Origin of the sequence: Achromobacter ruhlandii (assembly GCF_002082135.1) — a bacterium.
GTDB classification, from domain to species: Bacteria; Pseudomonadota; Gammaproteobacteria; order Burkholderiales; family Burkholderiaceae_B; genus Achromobacter; species Achromobacter ruhlandii.
Genome location: NZ_CP017433.1, coordinates 3584099 through 3602949, shown reverse-complemented (window position 1 = coordinate 3602949; position 18851 = coordinate 3584099). Strand labels below are relative to the sequence as shown.

At 66.4% G+C, this 18851-nt stretch carries 17 protein-coding genes; 9 read left to right on the top strand and 8 right to left on the bottom strand.

Annotated elements, in window-relative coordinates:
- Nucleotides 1-2 precede the first annotated feature (2 nt).
- The 9 genes from AruCF_RS16220 to AruCF_RS16180 all read left to right on the top strand — a co-directional run bounded on the left by AruCF_RS16220 (nt 3) and on the right by AruCF_RS16180 (nt 13488).
- Complete coding sequence (locus AruCF_RS16220) at nt 3-1139, top strand: flagellar basal body P-ring protein FlgI (RefSeq protein WP_049074370.1); 1137 nt, start codon at nt 3-5, stop codon at nt 1137-1139.
- Nucleotides 1140-1144: 5 nt separating this feature from the next.
- Complete coding sequence (gene flgJ / locus AruCF_RS16215) at nt 1145-2128, top strand: flagellar assembly peptidoglycan hydrolase FlgJ (RefSeq protein ID WP_049074367.1); 984 nt, start codon at nt 1145-1147, stop codon at nt 2126-2128.
- A gap of 73 nt (nt 2129-2201) precedes the next feature.
- Nucleotides 2202-3878, top strand: coding sequence for a flagellar hook-associated protein FlgK (flgK, locus tag AruCF_RS16210; protein ID WP_049074365.1), 1677 nt, complete (start codon nt 2202-2204; stop codon nt 3876-3878).
- A 49-nt stretch (nt 3879-3927) separates the two neighbouring features.
- Nucleotides 3928-5187: a flagellar hook-associated protein FlgL gene (gene flgL / locus AruCF_RS16205; RefSeq protein ID WP_049074363.1), complete on the top strand. Its 1260-nt coding sequence runs from the start codon at nt 3928-3930 to the stop codon at nt 5185-5187.
- A gap of 137 nt (nt 5188-5324) precedes the next feature.
- Nucleotides 5325-7220, top strand: a complete 1896-nt coding sequence (locus AruCF_RS16200; RefSeq protein ID WP_083036805.1) for a methyl-accepting chemotaxis protein — start codon at nt 5325-5327, stop codon at nt 7218-7220.
- 107 nt (nt 7221-7327) lie between these two features.
- Nucleotides 7328-9208: a methyl-accepting chemotaxis protein gene (locus AruCF_RS16195; protein ID WP_049074357.1), complete on the top strand. Its 1881-nt coding sequence runs from the start codon at nt 7328-7330 to the stop codon at nt 9206-9208.
- 29 nt (nt 9209-9237) lie between these two features.
- Nucleotides 9238-9708, top strand: a complete 471-nt coding sequence (locus AruCF_RS16190; RefSeq protein WP_049074356.1) for a hypothetical protein — start codon at nt 9238-9240, stop codon at nt 9706-9708.
- Nucleotides 9709-9846: 138 nt separating this feature from the next.
- Nucleotides 9847-11577, top strand: a complete 1731-nt coding sequence (locus AruCF_RS16185) for a methyl-accepting chemotaxis protein (protein WP_049074354.1) — start codon at nt 9847-9849, stop codon at nt 11575-11577.
- A 315-nt stretch (nt 11578-11892) separates the two neighbouring features.
- Nucleotides 11893-13488, top strand: a complete 1596-nt coding sequence (locus AruCF_RS16180) for a methyl-accepting chemotaxis protein (protein WP_049074351.1) — start codon at nt 11893-11895, stop codon at nt 13486-13488.
- A 102-nt stretch (nt 13489-13590) separates the two neighbouring features.
- Here AruCF_RS16180 and fliR read toward each other — a convergent pair whose 3' ends face one another.
- The 8 genes from fliR to AruCF_RS29960 all read right to left on the bottom strand — a co-directional run.
- A complete protein-coding gene (fliR, locus tag AruCF_RS16175) occupies nt 13591-14379 on the bottom strand; it encodes a flagellar biosynthetic protein FliR (RefSeq protein WP_049074349.1) in 789 nt (262 codons plus the stop codon).
- A gap of 30 nt (nt 14380-14409) precedes the next feature.
- Nucleotides 14410-14679: a flagellar biosynthesis protein FliQ gene (fliQ, locus tag AruCF_RS16170; protein WP_049074347.1), complete on the bottom strand. Its 270-nt coding sequence runs from the start codon at nt 14677-14679 to the stop codon at nt 14410-14412.
- A 9-nt stretch (nt 14680-14688) separates the two neighbouring features.
- Complete coding sequence (gene fliP, locus AruCF_RS16165) at nt 14689-15471, bottom strand: flagellar type III secretion system pore protein FliP (protein ID WP_049074344.1); 783 nt, start codon at nt 15469-15471, stop codon at nt 14689-14691.
- A 22-nt stretch (nt 15472-15493) separates the two neighbouring features.
- A complete protein-coding gene (gene fliO / locus AruCF_RS16160) occupies nt 15494-15817 on the bottom strand; it encodes a flagellar biosynthetic protein FliO (protein WP_049074341.1) in 324 nt (107 codons plus the stop codon).
- Between the two features lie 13 nt (nt 15818-15830).
- The gene (gene fliN / locus AruCF_RS16155; protein ID WP_049074340.1) at nt 15831-16388 is read right to left on the bottom strand and encodes a flagellar motor switch protein FliN; all 558 of its coding nucleotides are present in this window, start codon (nt 16386-16388) and stop codon (nt 15831-15833) included.
- On the bottom strand, nt 16381-17388 hold the full coding sequence (gene fliM / locus AruCF_RS16150; protein WP_049074337.1) for a flagellar motor switch protein FliM: 1008 nt from the start codon (nt 17386-17388) through the stop codon (nt 16381-16383). The genes fliN and fliM overlap by 8 nt, the downstream gene beginning before the upstream one ends.
- A 2-nt stretch (nt 17389-17390) precedes the next feature.
- Nucleotides 17391-17999, bottom strand: coding sequence for a flagellar basal body-associated FliL family protein (locus AruCF_RS16145; RefSeq protein ID WP_049074332.1), 609 nt, complete (start codon nt 17997-17999; stop codon nt 17391-17393).
- A 170-nt stretch (nt 18000-18169) separates the two neighbouring features.
- Nucleotides 18170-18851 (bottom strand): flagellar hook-length control protein FliK (locus AruCF_RS29960; protein WP_254431136.1); only part of this gene is annotated, 682 nt, incomplete at its 5' end.

Here is an 18851-nt window from a genome sequence, read left to right as displayed (position 1 = left end):
CCATGAAACAACCCACTCCGATTTCCGCCTTGCTGTCCCTGCTGGCGCGCGTCTGTGTCGCGGCCGGGCTGCTGGCCGGCGCCTCGGCGGCGCACGCCGAGCGGCTCAAGGACCTGGCATCCATCCAGGGGGTGCGCGGCAACCAGCTGATCGGCTACGGCCTGGTGGTGGGCCTGGACGGCAGCGGCGACCAGGTGCGCCAGACGCCTTTCACGCAGCAGAGCCTGACCAACATGCTGTCGCAGCTGGGCATCACCGTGCCGGCCGGCAGCAACATGCAGCTCAAGAACGTGGCGGCGGTCATGGTGACGACGACGCTGCCGGCCTTCGCGCGGCCCGGCCAGACGCTGGACGTGGTGGTGTCCTCCATGGGCAACGCCAAGAGCCTGCGCGGCGGCACGCTGCTGATGACGCCGCTCAAGGGCGCCGACAGCCAGGTCTACGCGATCGCCCAGGGCAACATCCTGGTCGGCGGCGCGGGCGCCTCGGCGGGCGGTTCCAGCGTGCAGATCAACCAGCTCAACGGCGGCCGCATCAGCGGCGGCGCCATCGTCGAGCGCGGCGTGCCCACCACCTTCGCGCGCGACGGCTACATCTATCTGGAAATGAACAACACCGACTTCGGCACCGCCCAGAACGTGGTGGCGGCGCTGAACCGCAAGTTCGGGCAGGGCACCGCGACCGCGCTGGACGGCCGCGTGGTGCAGGTGCGCAGTCCGATGGAGCAGTCGGCGCAGGCGCGCTTCCTGTCGCAGGTCGAGGACCTGCAGGTGACGCGCGCGCCCACCGTGGCCAAGGTCATCATCAACGCCCGCACCGGCTCGGTGGTCATGAACCGCACGGTCATGATCGAAGAGGCCGCCGTGGCGCACGGCAACCTGTCGGTCATCATCAACCGCCAGAACCAGGTGTCGCAGCCGGATACGCCCTTCACGGAAGGGCAGACGGTGGTGGTGCCCAATACCCAGATCGAAGTGCGCCAGGACAACGGCTCGCTGCAGCGTGTGACCACCAGCGCCAACCTGGCCGACGTGGTCAAGGGCCTGAACGCCCTGGGCGCGACGCCCCAGGACCTGCTGGCGATCCTGCAGGCCATGAAGAGCGCCGGCGCCCTGCGCGCCGAACTTGAGATCATCTGACCGCGATGGCCTACACCAATCCCTCCGCGCGCCTGGGCAGCCGCCAGGATTCCGTCTTTGACATGGGGCGCCTGTCGGACCTGAAGCGCGACGTCACCAAGGACCCGGCCAACCCCGGCACCGAGCAGCAGAAACAGGTGGCCAAGCAGTTCGAGGCCCTGTTCCTGCAGATGATGCTCAAGCGCATGCGCGAAGCCACGCCCAAGGAAGGCCTGTTCGACTCGCAGCAGACCCAGATGCTGCAATCCATGGCCGACGAGCAGTTGGCGCTGCACCTGGCCACGCCCGGCATCGGCCTGTCGCAATCGATCCTGGCGCAGATGCAGCAGGGTAAGCCGGGCGACCTGCCGGCCGAAGCCGTGCAGCGCCTGGGGCAGGGCACCGACCTGGATTTCCAGACGGGGGGCTCGCGCCAGGTATCGGCGCTGATGGACGTGATGCGCAACAACCGCGCGAGCGACCGCGCCCTGGCCGCGGCCGAAGGCGCGCCCGAGCACGTCATCAACTTCGTGTCGAAGATGTCGCGCGCGGCCACGCTGGCCTCGCAGCAGAGCGGCGTGCCGGCCCGGCTGATCATGGGCCAGGCGGCCCTGGAGTCCGGCTGGGGCCAGCGCGAGATCAAGCACGAGGACGGCCGCACCAGCTACAACCTGTTCGGCATCAAGGCGGGACCGAGCTGGAAGGGCAAGGTCGTGAATGTGCTGACCACCGAATACGAAGACGGCGTCGCAAAAAAGGTGACGCAGCCCTTCCGGGCCTATTCGTCGTACGAGGAATCGTTCGCCGACTATGCCCGCCTGATCGGCAACAGCCCGCGCTACGAAAGCGTGACCCAGGCGCGCAACGAAATCGAGGCGGCCCGCCGCATCCAGAGCGCCGGCTACGCCACCGATCCGCAATATGCGCAAAAACTGATCGGCGTCATGAGCCAGCTGCGAGGGGCGGCCGCCAAGGTGGATATTTCACGCCAGATGTTGGAAGGACTCTAAATTTGGACTACCCGCTGCCGTTAATCGGGTATCCAGAAATATCAGTCGCGGTTACATACGGGGCACTGTCAGCATGAATCTGTACAAATTGGCGTTGGGCGGGTTGAACGCGTCCCAGGCGGGATTGGCCACCACCGGCCACAACATCAACAATGCCACCACGGTGGGTTACAACCGCCAGCGCGTCATGATCTCGACCGCGGGCGCCCAGGCCACCAGCAACGGCTTCATCGGCCGCGGCGTGCAGGTCGACACCGTGGTGCGCAGCTACGACAGCTTCCTGTACAAGCAGCTGGTCGGCGCCCAGGGTAGCAGCGCCCAGTTGCAGACCCAGTTCGACCAGGTATCGCAGATCAACAACCTGTTCGCCGACCGCACCGTGGGCATCGCCCCGGGCCTGACCAATTTCTTCACCAGCATGAACACCGTGGCCAGCAAGCCGGCGGATCCCGCCGCGCGCCAGGACCTGCTGGGCAAGGCCAACAGCCTGACCACCCAGATCCGCTCGGCCTACCAGGAAATGCAGAACCAGCGCCTGGGCCTGAACACGCAGATCTCCACCACCGTCGAGCAGGTCAACAGCTACCTGACCCGCATCAATGACCTGAACAGCCAGATCTCCATCGCCCGCGGCAAGGGCGCCGGCAATCCGCCCAACGACCTGCTGGACCAGCGCGACCAGGCCGTTTCCGAACTGAATCAGCTGATCGGCATCACCACCTACGAGCAGGGCGACAAGCTCAACATCTCGCTGGCCTCGGGTGGCCAGGCGTTGCTGTCCGGCGATACCGTCTACCCGTTGCAGGCCGTGGCGTCCGCCAAGGATGTCAGCCGCACCGTCATCGCGTACACCCTGCCGGCCGGTTCCGGCGGCAAGACCGTGGCGGTCGAACTGAACGACGCCGAAGTCAGCGGCGGCAAGCTGGGCGGCCTGCTGCAGTTCCGCGCCAGCTCGCTGGACTTCATGCAGGCGCAGCTGGGCCAGATGGCCGTCGGCCTGGCCATGACGTTCAACGAGCAGCACCGCCAGGGCCTGGACTCCGCCGGCAACCCCGGCACCGATTTCTTCAGCATCGGCAGCCCGCAGGGCGTGCCGAACGCCAACAACAAGAGCGGCGCCCAGCTCAGCGGTACGTTCACGAACGTGAACAACATCAACGCCAAGGACTACGAAATCAGTTTCGACGGCGCCAATTACCGCGTGACGCGCCTGCCGGAAGGCACCCAGGTGTACAACGGCCCGGCCACCGGCACGCCGCCCACCGCCACGCTGGACCTGACCGATGAAATGGGCGTGTCGCTGACGATCGACTCGCCGCCGCAGGCCGGCGACAAGTGGTCGCTGTCGCCCACGCGCGACGCCGCGCGCGACATCAACGTGCTGATCACCGACCCGGAAAAGGTTGCCGCGGCGGATGCCGCCGGCGGCGACGCCAACGGCAAGAACGCGTTGGCGCTGGCGCAACTGCAGACCCGCAAGGTGCTGGGCCACGGCACCATGAGCATCACCGAGATGTTCGGCCAGGTGGTCAACACCGTCGGCGTGCAGACCGCGCAGATCAGTTCGGCTAATACGGCCCAGAAGAATCTGCTGGCCCAGAAGACCGCGGCCCAGCAATCGGTGTCGGGCGTGAACCTGAACGAAGAATACGTGAGCCTGTCGCTCTACCAGGAGCAGTACCAGGCCAGCGCCCGCATCATCGACGTCGCCAGCACGCTGTTCGATACGCTGCTGGGCCTGCGCGGCTGATCCGGATCGTTGACATCGTGACCTATCAAGACCTATTTGGAGCTTCCCCATGCGCCTGAGCACCTCGATGATGTATTCGAACGGCCTGAAGGGCGTTCTTTCTCAGGAATCCGACATGAACCGCCTGGTGGAACAGGTGGGCAGCGGCAAGAAGTTCCTGACGCCGGCGGATGATCCGCTGTCCGCCTCGTTGTCGATCAACGTCGCGCAGACGCAGAGCATGAACGCGACGTACCAGCTCAATCGCAATACCGCCAAGACCAACCTGGGCCAGGAAAACAACGTCCTGGATTCCATCACCACGGCGCTGGCCGACGTGCGTACCCGCGTGGTGCAGGCCGGTAACGGCACTTTCGCCGACAGCGACCGCCAGGCCTTGTCGACCGCGCTGAAGAACGCCCGGGACGCGCTGCTGGGCCTGGCGAACAGCACCGACGGCAACGGCCAATACCTGTTCTCCGGCTACCAGGGCGGCGTTGTGCCCTATGCCCAGGACACCAACGGCAAGATCGTCTATAGCGGCGCCACCGGCGAGCGCACGGTGCAGGTCGACCAGTCGCGCCAGATGTCCTCCAGCGACATCGGCAGCGACATCTTCAACCGCGCCAACCCGGGGTCGCAGGCCTATGTCAGCACCGCCGCCGCCGCCAACACCGGCACGGCCCAGTTCAGCACGGTCTCGGTGACGCCGGGCAGCCCCAACATTGGCAAGAACTTCAAGCTGCAATTCGAATCCGACCCGGCCACGGGCAACATGGGGTATCGCGTCATCACGACGGACCCCAATGCCAACCCGCCGGTGCCGCCGGTCATCAACCCGGCTCCGCCGGCCGCGCCCACCGTCTACACGCCCGATGCCGCGATCGATTTCGGCGGGGTGTCGGTGGTCGTCAAGGGCACGCCGCAGAACGGTGACGTGATCGACGTCGAAAGCGTGCAGTCCGCCAACGTCGACATTTTCAATACGCTGGACAGCCTCATCAAGACGCTCGACTCGCCGATCGCCGGCGATCCGGTGGCGTTGGCCAAACTGAACAACGAGTTGGCGACGGCCAACAAGAAGTTGTCGACCAACTACGACAACGTGCAGACGGTCGCCGCCTCGGTGGGCGCCCGCATGAACGAACTGGAAGCCCTGGACGCCACCGGCACCCAGAAGGGCCTGGGTTATTCCAAGTCGTTGTCGGATCTCGAAGACCTGGACTACTACTCGGGCGCCAGCCAGTTGGCGTTGCGACAGGTGGCCCTGCAGGCCGCGTCGGCGGCGTTCATGACGATTCAAGGATCCAGTCTTTTCAGCCGCAAGTAATGCGGTGAGTCCATAGACCGCGCCCACGACGGACGCGGCATGTTGCGCCCTTACGGACGCTTCCGGTGGCAAGCCGGAGCGTCCGTGTGTGCGTACAGGGTAGGAATTTTGTCGTTTCAATAACGCTCGGATATTTCATGCTTGTCAATTTGAAAGTTCGCACCTGCATCATCCTGGTGCTATTGCTCTTCACGGGTGCCATGTTCGTGTCGAACGGCGTGGCTTGGATGGGACTGAATTCCAGTAACACGAAACTCGATCAGATCAACGCCGCCTATACCGACCAGGGAGTTCCCCTCAACCGCGCCTATACCATATTCCTGCGCGCGCGCCTGTTGCTTTCCACATCGCTGATGGATATGCAGCAGGGCAAGACCGAGCAGGCGACCGAACAGGCCAAGCGCTCCGAAGCCTTGATGCAAGAAGCCTTCAAGATGATGGAGGAAATCCGCAAGGCGCCCAAGCTGGAGGGAACCGAGGCACTGGGCCAGGCAGTGGATGCCGCGCTCAAGGAATACGATTCGGTTATCAAGGGGCAGGCCAAGGCGCTCGCCAATATGGCGATCCAGGACTACCTCAACCTCAATGACGCCGCCACGAACGTCAACACCAAGTTCCGCGGGGCGGTGGACGATTACCTGACCTTCATCGACAAGCGTACGGATGAGCTGGCGGCGCAGGCCCAGGTCGATCACAACATTTCGCGCAGCGTCACGATCGCGCTGCTGGTGATTGCGGCGGTGCTCGCGATTGGCTGTTGGATCTTCATCAACCGTACAGTCCTGCGTCCGCTGCACGAGGCGGGCGATCATTTCGAGAAAATCGCGAGCGGCGACTTCACCGGACGTATCGAGGTGCGCAGCACCAATGAAATCGGCCAGATGTTCTCCGCCGTCAAGCGCATGCAGGAAAGCCTGACGCGCACGGTGGCCACGGTGCGCCGTGGCGTGGACGAGATCAACGTGGGCGCGCGCGAAATCTCGGCGGGCAACACCGACCTGTCCAGCCGCACCGAGCAGCAGGCGGCCTCTCTGGAAGAGACCGCCGCGTCGATGGAAGAATTGGCCTCGACGGTCAAGCAGAACGCCGACAACGCGCGCCAGGCCAACCAGCTGGCGGCCAGCGCTTCGGACGTGGCCGAGCGCGGCGGTTCGGCGGTAGCCGAAGTGGTCAACACGATGCAGGGCATTTCGGCCAGCTCGCGCAAGATCTCTGAAATCGTGTCGGTGATCGACGGCATCGCTTTCCAGACCAACATCCTGGCGCTGAACGCGGCGGTGGAAGCGGCGCGCGCGGGCGAACAGGGCAAGGGCTTCGCGGTGGTGGCGGGCGAAGTGCGCTCGCTGGCGCAGCGCAGCGCGCAGGCGGCCAAGGAGATCAAGGGCCTGATCGAGGACTCCGTGACCAAGGTGGGCGCCGGTTCGCAGCAGGTGGAACGGGCGGGCGCGACGATGCAGGAGATCGTGGCGTCGGTCAAGCGCGTGACGGACATCATGGGCGAGATCTCGGCGGCCTCGGAAGAGCAGTCCAGCGGCATCGACCAGGTGAACCGCGCGGTCTCGCAGATGGACGAAGTGACGCAGCAGAACGCGGCGCTGGTGGAAGAGGCGGCGGCCGCGGCCGGTTCGCTGCAGGAGCAGGCGCAGCGCCTGGCCGAAGCCGTGGCGGTATTCAAGATCAATGCCGGCGACGTGATCGAAGTGCCGGCGCGCCAGCTGGCCCAGCAGCCCCAAGCGCCGCGGGTCGCCGCGCCGCACGCCGAGCCGTCGGCGCCCGCCGCCAAGCCGATGCATCCGGCCAGGTCCGAAGGGTCCGCCGAATCGACGCCGGCGGCCGACAAGCCCGCCGCGGCGCCGCGCCTGACGCAGCCAGCCCGTGCCCGGCCCACTGCCAACAGCGGCGCCACCGCGGCCCGGCCGTTGCGTCGTCCGGTCGTCAAGACCAGCGACGCCACCGATGCCAAGCCGATCAAGCCCGCGCCGGCCGCCACCCGCCGCGCCCCGCCCGCGGATGATGACTGGGAGTCCTTCTGACAACGCACGCACGGACGCATTGAACAGGTAGTCGCAGTAACAAACACCCCCCTTTTACGTTGGGGCGGCAATGGTGCCGCCCTGGCGGTTACTGGAAATATCGGAAAATGTTAAGCAATCTGAAGGTGCGCACGGGCTTGATGCTTGCCCAATTGGCAGTCGCCGTGGCCGCGCTGGTTGCAATTGCCTTGGGTTGGAACAGCATGCGCTCCAACGCCGAAGCGATCAACGCTTTGGATAGCCTGAGTGTCCAGCAGAGCAATCTGGTCAAGGACTCGTACGTGCAGATGCTGCGCGCCACCATCCGCGCCGATATCGCCGCCGCGCAACGCGCGGCGGGCGACAAGGCGGGCGCGGCCGAGAACACCCGCATCGTGCAGCAACTGCTGGCCGAAGCCAAGACGAAACTCGAAAGCTTCAAGGCGATTCCGAAGAACACCGAGATCGGCCGCGCCGCGGAAGGCCAGTTGCTGGCTTCCTTCAACGGCTTTGCCGAGGGCCTGCAGGCGATGCTGGGCGCGTTGGACCGGGGGGACAACGCCGAATACCTGAATCTGAAGAACACCAAGACCGCCGCGGCCAGCGGCGCGTTTTCCAAGCAGTTGACCGAGTTCGCCAGCACCATTACGACCTACAGCGAAGCCCAGGTGGCCGAATCGCGCTCGCAGGGCGCGATCATGACCTACGTCTACCTGGCGCTGGTGCTGGTGATCCTGGCCGTGTCGCTGGGCGCATTCCTGTTCATGAACCGGGTGGTGCTGCGGCCGCTGCGCGTGGTCGGCGAGAGCTTCGACCGCATCGCGGGCGGCGACCTGACCACGCGCGTCGAGGTGCATTCGAGCAACGAGATCGGGGCCTTGATGGCCGCGGTCAAGCGCATGCAGGAAAGCCTGGCGCGCACGGTGGCCACGGTGCGCCGCGGCGTGGACGAGATCAACGTGGGTTCGCGCGAGATCTCGGCGGGCAACACGGATCTGTCCAGCCGCACGGAACAACAGGCGGCTTCGCTGGAAGAGACCGCCGCGTCGATGGAAGAACTGGCTTCGACGGTCAAGCAGAACGCCGACAACGCGCGCCAGGCCAACCAGCTGGCGGCCAGCGCTTCGGACGTGGCCGAGCGCGGCGGTTCGGCGGTGGCCGAAGTGGTCAACACGATGCAGGGCATTTCGGCCAGCTCGCGCAAGATCTCTGAAATCGTGTCGGTGATCGACGGCATCGCGTTCCAGACCAACATTCTGGCGCTGAACGCGGCGGTGGAAGCGGCCCGTGCCGGCGAGCAGGGCAAGGGCTTCGCGGTGGTGGCGGGCGAAGTGCGCTCGCTGGCGCAGCGCAGCGCGCAGGCGGCCAAGGAGATCAAGGGCCTGATCGAGGATTCGGTGACCAAGGTGGGCGCCGGTTCGCAGCAGGTGGAACGCGCGGGTGCGACGATGCAGGAGATCGTGGCGTCGGTCAAGCGTGTGACGGACATCATGGGCGAGATCTCGGCGGCCTCGGAAGAGCAGTCCAGCGGCATCGACCAGGTCAATCGCGCGGTTTCGCAGATGGACGAGGTGACGCAGCAGAACGCGGCGCTGGTGGAAGAGGCGGCGGCCGCGGCCGGTTCGCTGCAGGAGCAGGCGCAGCGCCTGGCCGAAGCCGTGGCGGTATTCAAGATCAATGCCGGCGACGTGATCGAAGTGCCGGCGCGCCAGCTGGCCCAGCAACGTAGTGCGCCACGGGTCAGCGCGCCGCAGATCGAGGAGCCGGCGGCGGCGCAGGAAAAGGCCGTGGCGTCCGCCGCGCCGGCGCCACGCCAGGCAGCGCCTGCCGCGCGCTTGACGCATGCCACGCGTGCCAAGCCGGCGGCGGCAGCGGCCGAGGCCGCCAGCGCGGCACGTCCGCCGAGGCGTCCGCCGCCGCGCGCAACCGCGGCGACGAGCGACGCCAAGCCGCCAGCGGCGGCTACCCGTCGCCAGGCGCCGGCGGACGATGATTGGGAATCTTTTTGACGCCGGTCGAGACCGGTAAATGGGCAGGTATGCGAGGCTATCTACATCTTCTGGCGACGGCGGCAATCGCGGCGCTGATCGCGGGCTGCGCGGCAACGGGCCACAATTTCGACCCCAGCAAGCTGTCGACCCTGACCCCGGGTCAGACGACGCTGGAAGAAGCCTCGCGGGCGCTCACCGCCCCGCCTGACAAGTTCTACAAGCAGACCGACGGCACCTTCCTCGCCCTCTGGTCCTTCAAGATCACGTTTGTCGCGGACGGCCTGTACAGCCGCAAGGAAGCGCTGCTGCAGTTCGGCCCGGACGGCCGGCTGATGCGCCTCGTCGACAGCACCAATATTCTGCTGGAACCCTGGGAACGCCAGAAATTGCTGGGCCCCGCACCCATGCCTGACCCCGTTCAGGATTGGGCGCAACAGCCCGCGCCGCCGCCCCAGGTGGAAACCATCGTCATACCGGTGCCGGCTGCGCCGCCCGAGACGGTGCGCCAGGGGCGATAGGCCCCGTTTTCCGCGGAGAGCGCGCCGGCCCCCGGGGCCACCGCGTACGTCGCCCTGACGCGAACCCTTCCGCAAGGAGGGTTCGCCAGGGTGGTTTTTCATTTGGTCAGAGCTGTACCTGAGGGATGGGGAAAGAATATGGAAGCGAGTCTGGAATCCGGAGCGAAATCAGGCAAGGTGGGCAAGAAGAAGGCCGCGCGCGCACCCAAGGTGAAACGCAAGCTGCGGCTGCGCGATGCCCGCGTCGGCACGATGCTGCTGTGGGTCATGGCATTCTTCGCGGTGCTGATCGCGGCGGTGGGCGGCCTGGCCGCCTTCTTCCTGCAGCACAACTACGAGTCCATCCGCGAGGTCAATGCGCTGACCGAGCGCGCCAAGCAAGTGGATGTGATCAACAGCGACATGCTGCGCGCCCGCGTCAGCCTGATGGTCGCGGCCCGTCACCTGCAGGAGTCGGGCTGGGGCAGTGGCGAGAACTCGGCGCGCGACGCGGCCGCGGCGCTCAAGGGCGCCACCGATCTGCTGACCGGCGTGCGCAGCCGCTTCGCCGACTTCCAGAAGAACATGCTGCAGGATGACACCGGCCGCCAGCTATCGATGAACCTGGTGCGCCGCTACCGTTCGTATATCGATGACGGCGTCGACACCATGGTGGAAGCGCTGCGCAGCGAGGACTACTCGACCTTCTACATGGTCAACAATGAATACGGCACGCCGCGCAGCGCCGCCTTCATCGAGGCCATCGGCGAATTCAGCAAGTACATCGCCGACCAGCAGGAAGCCACGATCCAGCAGGCCGAGGACAACTTCAACCGCGCCATGGTGGCCGTTGCCGTCGCGGTGGCGTTGGCGCTGGCCCTGATGGTGTTCTGCCGCGTGCTGTTCGGCCGCCTGGTGGTCCGTCCGCTGGTCGAGGCCGGCCAGCATTTCGACAAGATTGCCGCCGGCGACCTGACCAGCCGCGTTGAAGTGCGCTCGCACAACGAAATCGGCCAGCTGTTCGCCGCGCTCAAGCGCATGCAGGAAAGCCTGACGCGCACGGTGGCCACGGTGCGCCGTGGTGTCGACGAGATCACGGTGGGTTCGCGCGAGATCTCGGCGGGCAACACGGATCTGTCCAGCCGCACGGAAGAACAGGCGGCTTCGCTGGAAGAGACCGCCGCGTCGATGGAAGAACTGGCTTCGACGGTCAAGCAGAACGCCGACAACGCGCGCCAGGCCAACCAGCTGGCGGCCAGCGCTTCGGACGTGGCCGAGCGCGGCGGTTCGGCGGTGGCCGAAGTGGTCAACACGATGCAGGGCATTTCGGCCAGCTCGCGCAAGATCTCGGAAATCGTGTCGGTGATCGACGGCATCGCGTTCCAGACCAACATTCTGGCGCTGAACGCGGCGGTTGAAGCGGCCCGTGCCGGCGAGCAGGGCAAGGGCTTCGCGGTGGTGGCGGGCGAAGTGCGCTCGCTGGCGCAGCGCAGCGCGCAGGCGGCCAAGGAGATCAAGGGCCTGATCGAGGACTCGGTGACCAAGGTGGGCGCCGGTTCGCAGCAGGTGGAACGCGCGGGCGCGACGATGCAGGAGATCGTGGCGTCGGTCAAGCGCGTGACGGACATCATGGGCGAGATCTCGGCGGCCTCGGAAGAGCAGTCCAGCGGCATCGACCAGGTGAACCGCGCGGTTTCGCAGATGGACGAGGTGACGCAGCAGAACGCGGCGCTGGTGGAAGAGGCGGCCGCCGCGGCTGGCTCGCTGCAGGAGCAGGCCCATCGCCTGGCCGAAGCCGTGGCGGTGTTCAAGATCAATGCCGGCGAAGTGATCGAAGTGCCGGCCCAGCAACTGGGCGGCTATCAGGCCCCGACGCTGACGCAGGACTGATCGGCACGGGGCCCGGCCCCGTCGCCCAGCGGAGCGGGCCCGTTGCCGGCCCGGCTCCGGCCGACCCGGCGCCCGTTCACGGCCGCCGGGTCGAGTGCCTTGCGCGATATGGATTTGTGAACGGGTTAAGTTTTCGAAAATATTACCGTTAATGGGCATAACGCCCGAATACCGGGGCGAACCGGTTTCGGCGATGCCGCGCATCGCGTACCGGCGCTGGAACACCGGGCGGGGGCCGGTCGCTGCGGGGCGACAGGTCCGTCCACACCGCTATTTATCGTTCGCCGCGACATATGATGTAACCGGAGACAAGCTGTGCGCGTAAACCTTCCAGTCAATGACGTGGAAACCAAGCTGCGCGAGGATCAATATCTGATCTCGCGTACCGACACCAAGGGCCGCATCCTTTACGCGAACCCGGCGTTTATCGAAGTCAGCGGCTTCTCGCGCGAGGAACTGATCGGCAAGGCGCACAACATTGTCCGCCACCCCGATATGCCGCCCGAGGCCTACGAGGACCTGTGGCGTACCCTGCAGGCAGGCGAATCGTGGCTGGGCCTGGTCAAGAACCGCCGCAAGGATGGCGGCTATTACTGGGTGCTGGCCAACGCCACGCCGATCGTCGAGAACGGCGAGGTGGTGGCGTATTCGTCGGTGCGGGTGCGCCCCAGCGACGCCCAGGTCGAGATGGCCGAGGAACTCTACGCGCGTATGCGCGAAGGCCGCGCCCGCGGGGTGCGCATCCTGCGCGGCCGCCCGGTGCGGGCGGGCTGGCGCCGGGGCCTGGACCTGTTGGCTTTTCCGTTCCGACGCAACGTGCGTGGCCGCATGTTCCGCCATGCGCTGCTGTCCTCTAGCATCGTGGTGGCCGCCGGCGCCTACGGTCTGCGTGCCAACTGGGAAACGCTGGACGCGACCGGCGCCACCCTGGCGTGCGGACTGCTCGGCGCGGGGGTGGCCGCAATCTTCGCCTTGGGCTGGCATCTGAGCCGGTCGCTGCTGGATCCCATGGTCGAGGCCGCCAACATGGCGCGCCAGGTCGCCGCGGGCAACCTGACCACGCAGATCGTGGCCGAGTCGGACGACGAGATCGGCAGCCTGAACTTCTCGCTGGAAGTCATGCGCAAAAGCCTGGTCGGTATCGCCCAGGACGTATATCGCGGCATCGAAGGCACCACGCAGGCGGCGGTTCACATTGCCCGCGGCAACCAGGAACTGGCCGGCCGCACCGAGGGCCAGGCCGCCTCCCTGCAGCAGACGGCGGCGAGCATGGAACAGTTGACTTCCACCGTGCGCCAGAATGCCGACAACGCGCGCCAGGCCAACCAGCTGGCCGCCAGCAGCATGGATGTGGCGCGCCGTGGCGGCGTGGCGGTGGGGCAGGTGGTGCATACCATGCACGGCATTTCCGACAGCTCCCGCAGGATCGTCGACATCGTCAGCATCATCGAAGGCATCGCCTTCCAGACCAATATCCTGGCCCTGAACGCGGCGGTGGAGGCGGCCCGCGCCGGCGAGTCCGGCAAGGGCTTCGCGGTGGTGGCGGGCGAAGTCCGCAGCCTGGCGCAAAAGAGCGCCCAGGCGGCCAAGGAAATCAAGGGGCTGATCGAGGATTCTGTCGAGCGCGTGACCGAAGGTTCGGCCCAGGCCGAGCAGGCCGGCGCGACGATGGAAGAGATCGTGGCGGCGGTGCACCGCGTCACCGACATCATCGGCGAGATCTCGCAGGCCTCGCAGGAGCAGTCCAGCGGCATCGAGCAGGTCGACAGCGCGGTATCGCAGATGGATGTGATGACGGTGCAGAACACGGCCCTGGTGCAGGAACTGGGCGGAGCGGTGCTGCAGCTGGGCAACCAGTCGGGCGCGCTGCGCGAGACCATCCGGGTGTTTCGCCTGACAGGGCAGCAGTGACGCGTCTGTCCGCATCGAATGAAAAAACGGCCCTCGGGCCGTTTTTTCATTGTGCCCGCGCCAGCCTGGCGGGGCCTCGGTCCGCGGGTCGCCCGCTTGCCGCTAGCGTCCCGCCAGCGCGTCGGTGACCCGGCTCATCGCCGACAGGCCGGATTCGAACAGCGATTCCAGGAAGGGGCCGGAGTTCGGCAGCACCACGGTCAGCAGCACCACGCCTACGATCAGGCTGACGGGAAAGCCCACCGAGAACACCGACAATTGCGGCGCGGAGCGGTTCAGGATGCCCATGGCCAGGTTGATGGTCAGGAGCGCGCAGATCAGCGGCAAAGCCAGCAGAAGGCCGGATACGAACACGGTCTTGCCCCATTCCACCACGACGCCCCAGCCATTCTGGTGCAGCTGGATCGCCTCCACCGGCAGCGTGTCGAAAGACCGCACCAGGGCTGCCAGCACCAGCAGGTGGCCGTCCAGCGCGAGGAATGTCAGCATGGCCACGATGTTGAACAGGCGCGACAGCACGGCGGTGTTGGCGCCGGTGCTGGGATCGAAAAAGGAAGCGAACGACAGGCCCATCTGCAGGCCGACGAATTCGCCGGCCGTCTGCACTGCGGCGAACACCAGGCGCATGGTAAAGCCCATGGCGATGCCGATCAGCACCTGCTGCATCACCATCCACAGGCCGGCGAACGAACCCGGGGCGATCGGCGGCATGGGATCGAGCGCCGGGCTGACGGCAAGCGCCAACACGAAGGCCAGACCGATCTTGACCTTGACGGGAACGGTGGATTCGGAAAAGAGGGGCGCGGTGCCCACCAGCGCCAGGATGCGCACGAACGGCCAGAGGAACTGGCCGATCCAGCCATTGAGCTGCTCGATGGTGAAGGAAAACATGGGGACGCGTCCCGGCGGCGGCGGATGCCGCTACGACACCAGGCCGGGAATCTGGCCGATCAATTGACGGATGTAGTCGACCATGATGCCGATCAGCCACGGGCCCAGCAGCACCAGCACGCCGCACATGGCCAGCAGCTTAGGGATGAACGACAGCGTCATTTCGTTGATCTGAGTGGCTGCCTGGAAGATGCTGATCACCAGGCCGACGATCAGGGTGATGATCAGCAGCGGACCGGCCATCGCCAGCGCGATCTTCATCGCCTGGTAGGTCATGGTCATGACGGTTTCGGCGGTCATGGCGATTCCCTATTGGTAGAAGCTCTGGGCCAGCGAGCCCATCAGCAGGTTCCAGCCATCGGCCAGCACGAACAGCATCAGCTTGAACGGCAACGCCACGGTCACGGGCGGCACCATCATCATGCCCAGCGCCATCAGCACGCTGGCGACCACCAGATCGATGATGAGGAACGGAATGAAAATGGTGAAGCCGATCTGGAAGGCGGTCTTGAGCTCGCTGGTGATGAAGGCCGGCACCAGGATGCGCAGCGGCACCTGCGACGGATCCTCCAGCGCCGGCTGCTTGGCCAGGTTGGCGAACAGCGCCAAGTCGTTCTCGCGGGTCTGGTGCAGCATGAAGGTGCGCAACGGGCCCGCGGCGCGCTCGACCGCGGCTTCGAACTGGATCGAGCCCTCGGACAGCGGTTTGTAGGCGTCGGTGTAGATCTTGTCGAACACCGGCGACATTGTGTAGAAAGTCAGGAACAGCGCCAGCCCGATCAGAACATGGTTGGGCGGCGACATCGCGGTGCCCATGGCGCTGCGCAACAGGCCGAGCACGATGATGATGCGGGTGAAGCCGGTCATCATCAGCAGCGCCGCCGGCAGGAACGACAGCGACGTCATCAGCAGCAGCGTCTGCATGCTGAGTGAATAGGTTTCGGAACCGCCCGGGCCCGGCGTCGCGGTCAGGGCGGGCAGGGTGGCCTGGGCGACCACGCCCGCGGGGAACAGGGCCAGGCCCAGCAGGGCGGCGGCGCCCAGCAGGGGCAGCGCGCCGCGGCGGGCGCGAGGGGAAGAGGGCAAGCTCATGGTGTGGAAGCGCGCGCGCCGCCTAGCGGCGCTTGAGCGCCTGGCCCAGTTTGGCCGCGAAGGCGGCGGTGGGCAAGGTCGCGGCCTGCGGCAATTCGCCGGCGGGCAGGGTATGCAGGGTGTTGAGCTGGCCGGGGCTGACGCCCACGACCACCCAGGTGTTCTCGATCTCGACGACGACGATGCTCTGCCGCGCGCCGATCGGCAGGCTGGCGACCTGCTTGAGCAGGTTGCCGCCGCCACGCTGCGTCAGGCCGGCGCGCCGCGCCAGCCAGGCCGCGGCCAGGATGGCCGCCAGCACCAGCACCAGGCCGATGACGACGCGCAGCAGGGCGGATTCGTTCATCACGGGCGCGGCTTCAACGGCGGTTGTTGAGGCGGTTGATGCGTTCAGACGGGGTGATGATGTCGGTCAGGCGGATGCCGTACTTGTCTTCCACCACCACCACTTCGCCCTGGGCGATCAGGTAGCCGTTGACGAAGATGTCCATCGGCTCGCCGGCCAGGCCGTCCAGCTCCACCACCGACCCCTGGCCCAGTTGCAGCAGGTTCTTGATGGTCAGGCGGGTGCGGCCCAGTTCCACCGTCAGCTGGACGGGCACGTCCATGATCAAGTCGATGTCGGTGCCATTGCCGGCAGCCGAGCCGGCCAGCGGCTTGAACACCGATTGCGCCGCCGATTGGGCGGCAGGCGCGGCCGGAGCCGGAGCCGGGGGAGCCGCCGGAGCGGCAGGGGGTGCGGCGGCCGCAGGCGGCGTGGCCGCCGTCTGCTCGGCCATGGCAGCGGCCCAGTCATCCTGGGCGGGCTTCAGGCCGTCCGCCTGGGTGGGCGGATTGGCGCGGGATTGTTCGGCGAGCGCGTCGGCCCAGTCGTCGGCCGGGGACGAGCCGGAGCCGGGCTCGTTCTTGTCAGTCATGGTCGGGGGCCTCGTTTGAATCGGTATCGTGGGTAAACATGTTTTGCACGCGCAGGGCGTACTGGCCGTTGAAGACGCCGTAGCCGCATTCCATCAGCGGCACGCCGTCGACGTGGGCGATGACGGTCTGCGGCACATCCACGGGAAGGATGTCGCCGACCTTCATGCGCATCAGTTCGCGGATGCTGGACGGAATGCGCGCGAACTCGGCGACCACGTCGATGTCGGCGCTGCGCACCTGGCGCGAGAGCTGCTGCGACCAGCGCTGATCGACTTCCTCGAGCGTGGTTTCCTGCAGCGGCCGCGTGAGCAGGTCGCGCACCGGCTCGATCATGGAATAGGGCAGGCAGATATTGAGGTCGCCGCCGGTCGCGCCGAATTCGATGTGGAACGAGGTGACGACCACCACTTCATTGTTGCCGGTGATGCTGGCGAACTTGGTGTGCATCTCCGAGCGGACGTAATCGAATTCGATCGGGTAGACGGGATCCCAGGACTTGCCGTAGCTTTCCAGGGTCAGGTTGAGCAGGCGCCGGATGATGCGCTGTTCGGTGGTGGTGAAGTCACGGCCCTCGACCCGCGTGTGGTAGCGGCCATCGCCGCCGAACAGGCTGTCGATGACCAGGAACACCAGGTTCGGGTCATAGGTGAACAGGGCAGTGCCGCGCAGCGGCTTCATCTGCACCATGTTCAGGTTGCTGGGAACCGGCAGGTTGCGTTCGAAGTCCGCGTACTTCTGGATCTTGATGGAACCGACGGTGATGTCGGCGCTGCGGCGCATGAAATTCAGCAACACGCTGCGCATCTGGCGCGCAAAGCGTTCGTTGATGAGCTCCAGCGTCTGCATGCGCCGGCGCACCACGCGGTCCGGCGAGCTCAGGTCATAGGCGCGGGCGCCGTCGTTGGGGCCCGCGGATTCCTTTTTGCTGTCGCTCTCGCCCGTGACGCCGGCCAGCAGCGCGTCGACTTCGTCCTGCGAAAGAAACGCCTCGTAGGCCATGCTTATTGCACCACGAACGCCGTATACAGTACGTCGGTGACATACTGGCCGTCCGGCAGGGGCGCGAACGGGCGATTGACGGCTTGCTTGATGGCGTTGGCCATGTCGGTCTTGCCTTGCTGGGTCTGCACGCCGGTGGGCGATTGCGCGGACAGCACCATCAGGATGCGGCTGCGCACTTCAGGCATGTATTTTTCCAGGCGGATGCGGGTTTGTTCGTCGCTCACGCGCAGGGTCAGGCCCACGTGCATGATGCGTTCGGTGTCCGCGTTCTGCAGCGTGACCGTGAAGGCCTCGATCGGCACGAAGATCGGCGCGGGCACCGCCGCCGGGGTGGTGGGCGGGGCGACAAAAGTGGTCGGCGTGGCCTGCGGGCCTGCGGCGCCGGGCTGGCCCGGTTGGTTGCCGGTCTGCCCAACGCCCAGTTGCACCGGCGCGCCACCCTGCGGCTGCATGCGCTGGGCAATGAACCAGGTCGCGCCCGCGCTGGCGGCGGCCACCAGCAGCAGCACCAATATCATGAGCAGCGGGCGGACAATGCGGCCTATGCCGCCGGAGCGTGTCGGAAGCGCGCCGCGCGGCGGCATGGTTGTGGGTTTGGAAGTCGCCATCTCGGTGTCGATGCGTGTTTTGCCGCTGATGAAAACGGATTCTTAGTGGATGAAAGCATTCTGCCCGAAATCACACCCCCGCTTGGAGGCGAAAAACAGGGCGAAAGCCGCGTATCTCAAGCTATTGCTGCACCGCCCGCAACCGTTGCCGGCCGCGGGCCGCGCGATTGTTACGCGAAGGTGTCGACCAGCGCATTGGCGTTGCGCGAGGCCGTCACGGTGGCGGCCTGACCATCGCTCGAACCATCCGCCAGGGCGGCGCCATTGCCGCCGCCCTGGCGTTGCGAACCGCCGCCGTTCTGCTGGGCGAATTCCTGCTGCGCGGCCTGTTCGCCGACGCTGGTCTGGCCCAGCGAGATGCCGGCCTGGGCCAGGGCCTGCTGCAATTGCGGAATCGCGGTTTCGATCGCCTGGCGCACCGAGGCATGGGCCGACACGAACGAGGCGCTGGCAACGCCATCGGCCAAATTGATGCTGACGCGCAGCGGGCCGAGGTCGGGCGGATCCAGGCGCAGCTCGGCGGTCTGGGTGCCCTGGCGCACGTTGTTGCTCATGACCACCATCTGCTGACCCAGTTCGGTGCCCCAGTGGGTGCCGCCGACCGGGGTGGCGACCTGCAGTACCACTGGCACATTGGGCACGGCGATGCTGGCGGGGTTGGCGATGGGCGCGGGCTGCTGGCGCTGCGAAGCGGCGGCGATCGCTTGCGCCAGGTGGTCCTGGGCATTGGCGGCGTGCTGCGGCACCTGGAATTGCTGCGCGGTGCTGAGCACCGGCGCGGCGGGGTCTTCCTCGGTGCGGCCGTGTTGCGGCAGGACAGGCGCGGGTTCGGCCGCGGCCACGCGCGCATTG

What these genes read in the sequence shown, in the direction of transcription:
- flgL (WP_049074363.1), top strand. Translation starts at nt 3,928, where the DNA reads ATGCGCCTGAGCACCTCGATGATGTATTCGAACGGCCTGAAGGGCGTT.
- AruCF_RS16200 (WP_083036805.1), top strand. Translation starts at nt 5,325, where the DNA reads ATGCTTGTCAATTTGAAAGTTCGCACCTGCATCATCCTGGTGCTATTG.
- fliQ (WP_049074347.1), bottom strand. Translation starts at nt 14,679, where the DNA reads ATGACCGCCGAAACCGTCATGACCATGACCTACCAGGCGATGAAGATC.
- AruCF_RS16195 (WP_049074357.1), top strand. Translation starts at nt 7,328, where the DNA reads ATGTTAAGCAATCTGAAGGTGCGCACGGGCTTGATGCTTGCCCAATTG.
- fliP (WP_049074344.1), bottom strand. Translation starts at nt 15,471, where the DNA reads ATGAGCTTGCCCTCTTCCCCTCGCGCCCGCCGCGGCGCGCTGCCCCTG.
- AruCF_RS16185 (WP_049074354.1), top strand. Translation starts at nt 9,847, where the DNA reads ATGGAAGCGAGTCTGGAATCCGGAGCGAAATCAGGCAAGGTGGGCAAG.
- flgK (WP_049074365.1), top strand. Translation starts at nt 2,202, where the DNA reads ATGAATCTGTACAAATTGGCGTTGGGCGGGTTGAACGCGTCCCAGGCG.
- flgJ (WP_049074367.1), top strand. Translation starts at nt 1,145, where the DNA reads ATGGCCTACACCAATCCCTCCGCGCGCCTGGGCAGCCGCCAGGATTCC.
- fliM (WP_049074337.1), bottom strand. Translation starts at nt 17,388, where the DNA reads ATGGCCTACGAGGCGTTTCTTTCGCAGGACGAAGTCGACGCGCTGCTG.
- AruCF_RS16190 (WP_049074356.1), top strand. Translation starts at nt 9,238, where the DNA reads ATGCGAGGCTATCTACATCTTCTGGCGACGGCGGCAATCGCGGCGCTG.
- fliR (WP_049074349.1), bottom strand. Translation starts at nt 14,379, where the DNA reads ATGTTTTCCTTCACCATCGAGCAGCTCAATGGCTGGATCGGCCAGTTC.
- AruCF_RS16145 (WP_049074332.1), bottom strand. Translation starts at nt 17,999, where the DNA reads ATGGCGACTTCCAAACCCACAACCATGCCGCCGCGCGGCGCGCTTCCG.
- fliO (WP_049074341.1), bottom strand. Translation starts at nt 15,817, where the DNA reads ATGAACGAATCCGCCCTGCTGCGCGTCGTCATCGGCCTGGTGCTGGTG.
- fliN (WP_049074340.1), bottom strand. Translation starts at nt 16,388, where the DNA reads ATGACTGACAAGAACGAGCCCGGCTCCGGCTCGTCCCCGGCCGACGAC.
- AruCF_RS16220 (WP_049074370.1), top strand. Translation starts at nt 3, where the DNA reads ATGAAACAACCCACTCCGATTTCCGCCTTGCTGTCCCTGCTGGCGCGC.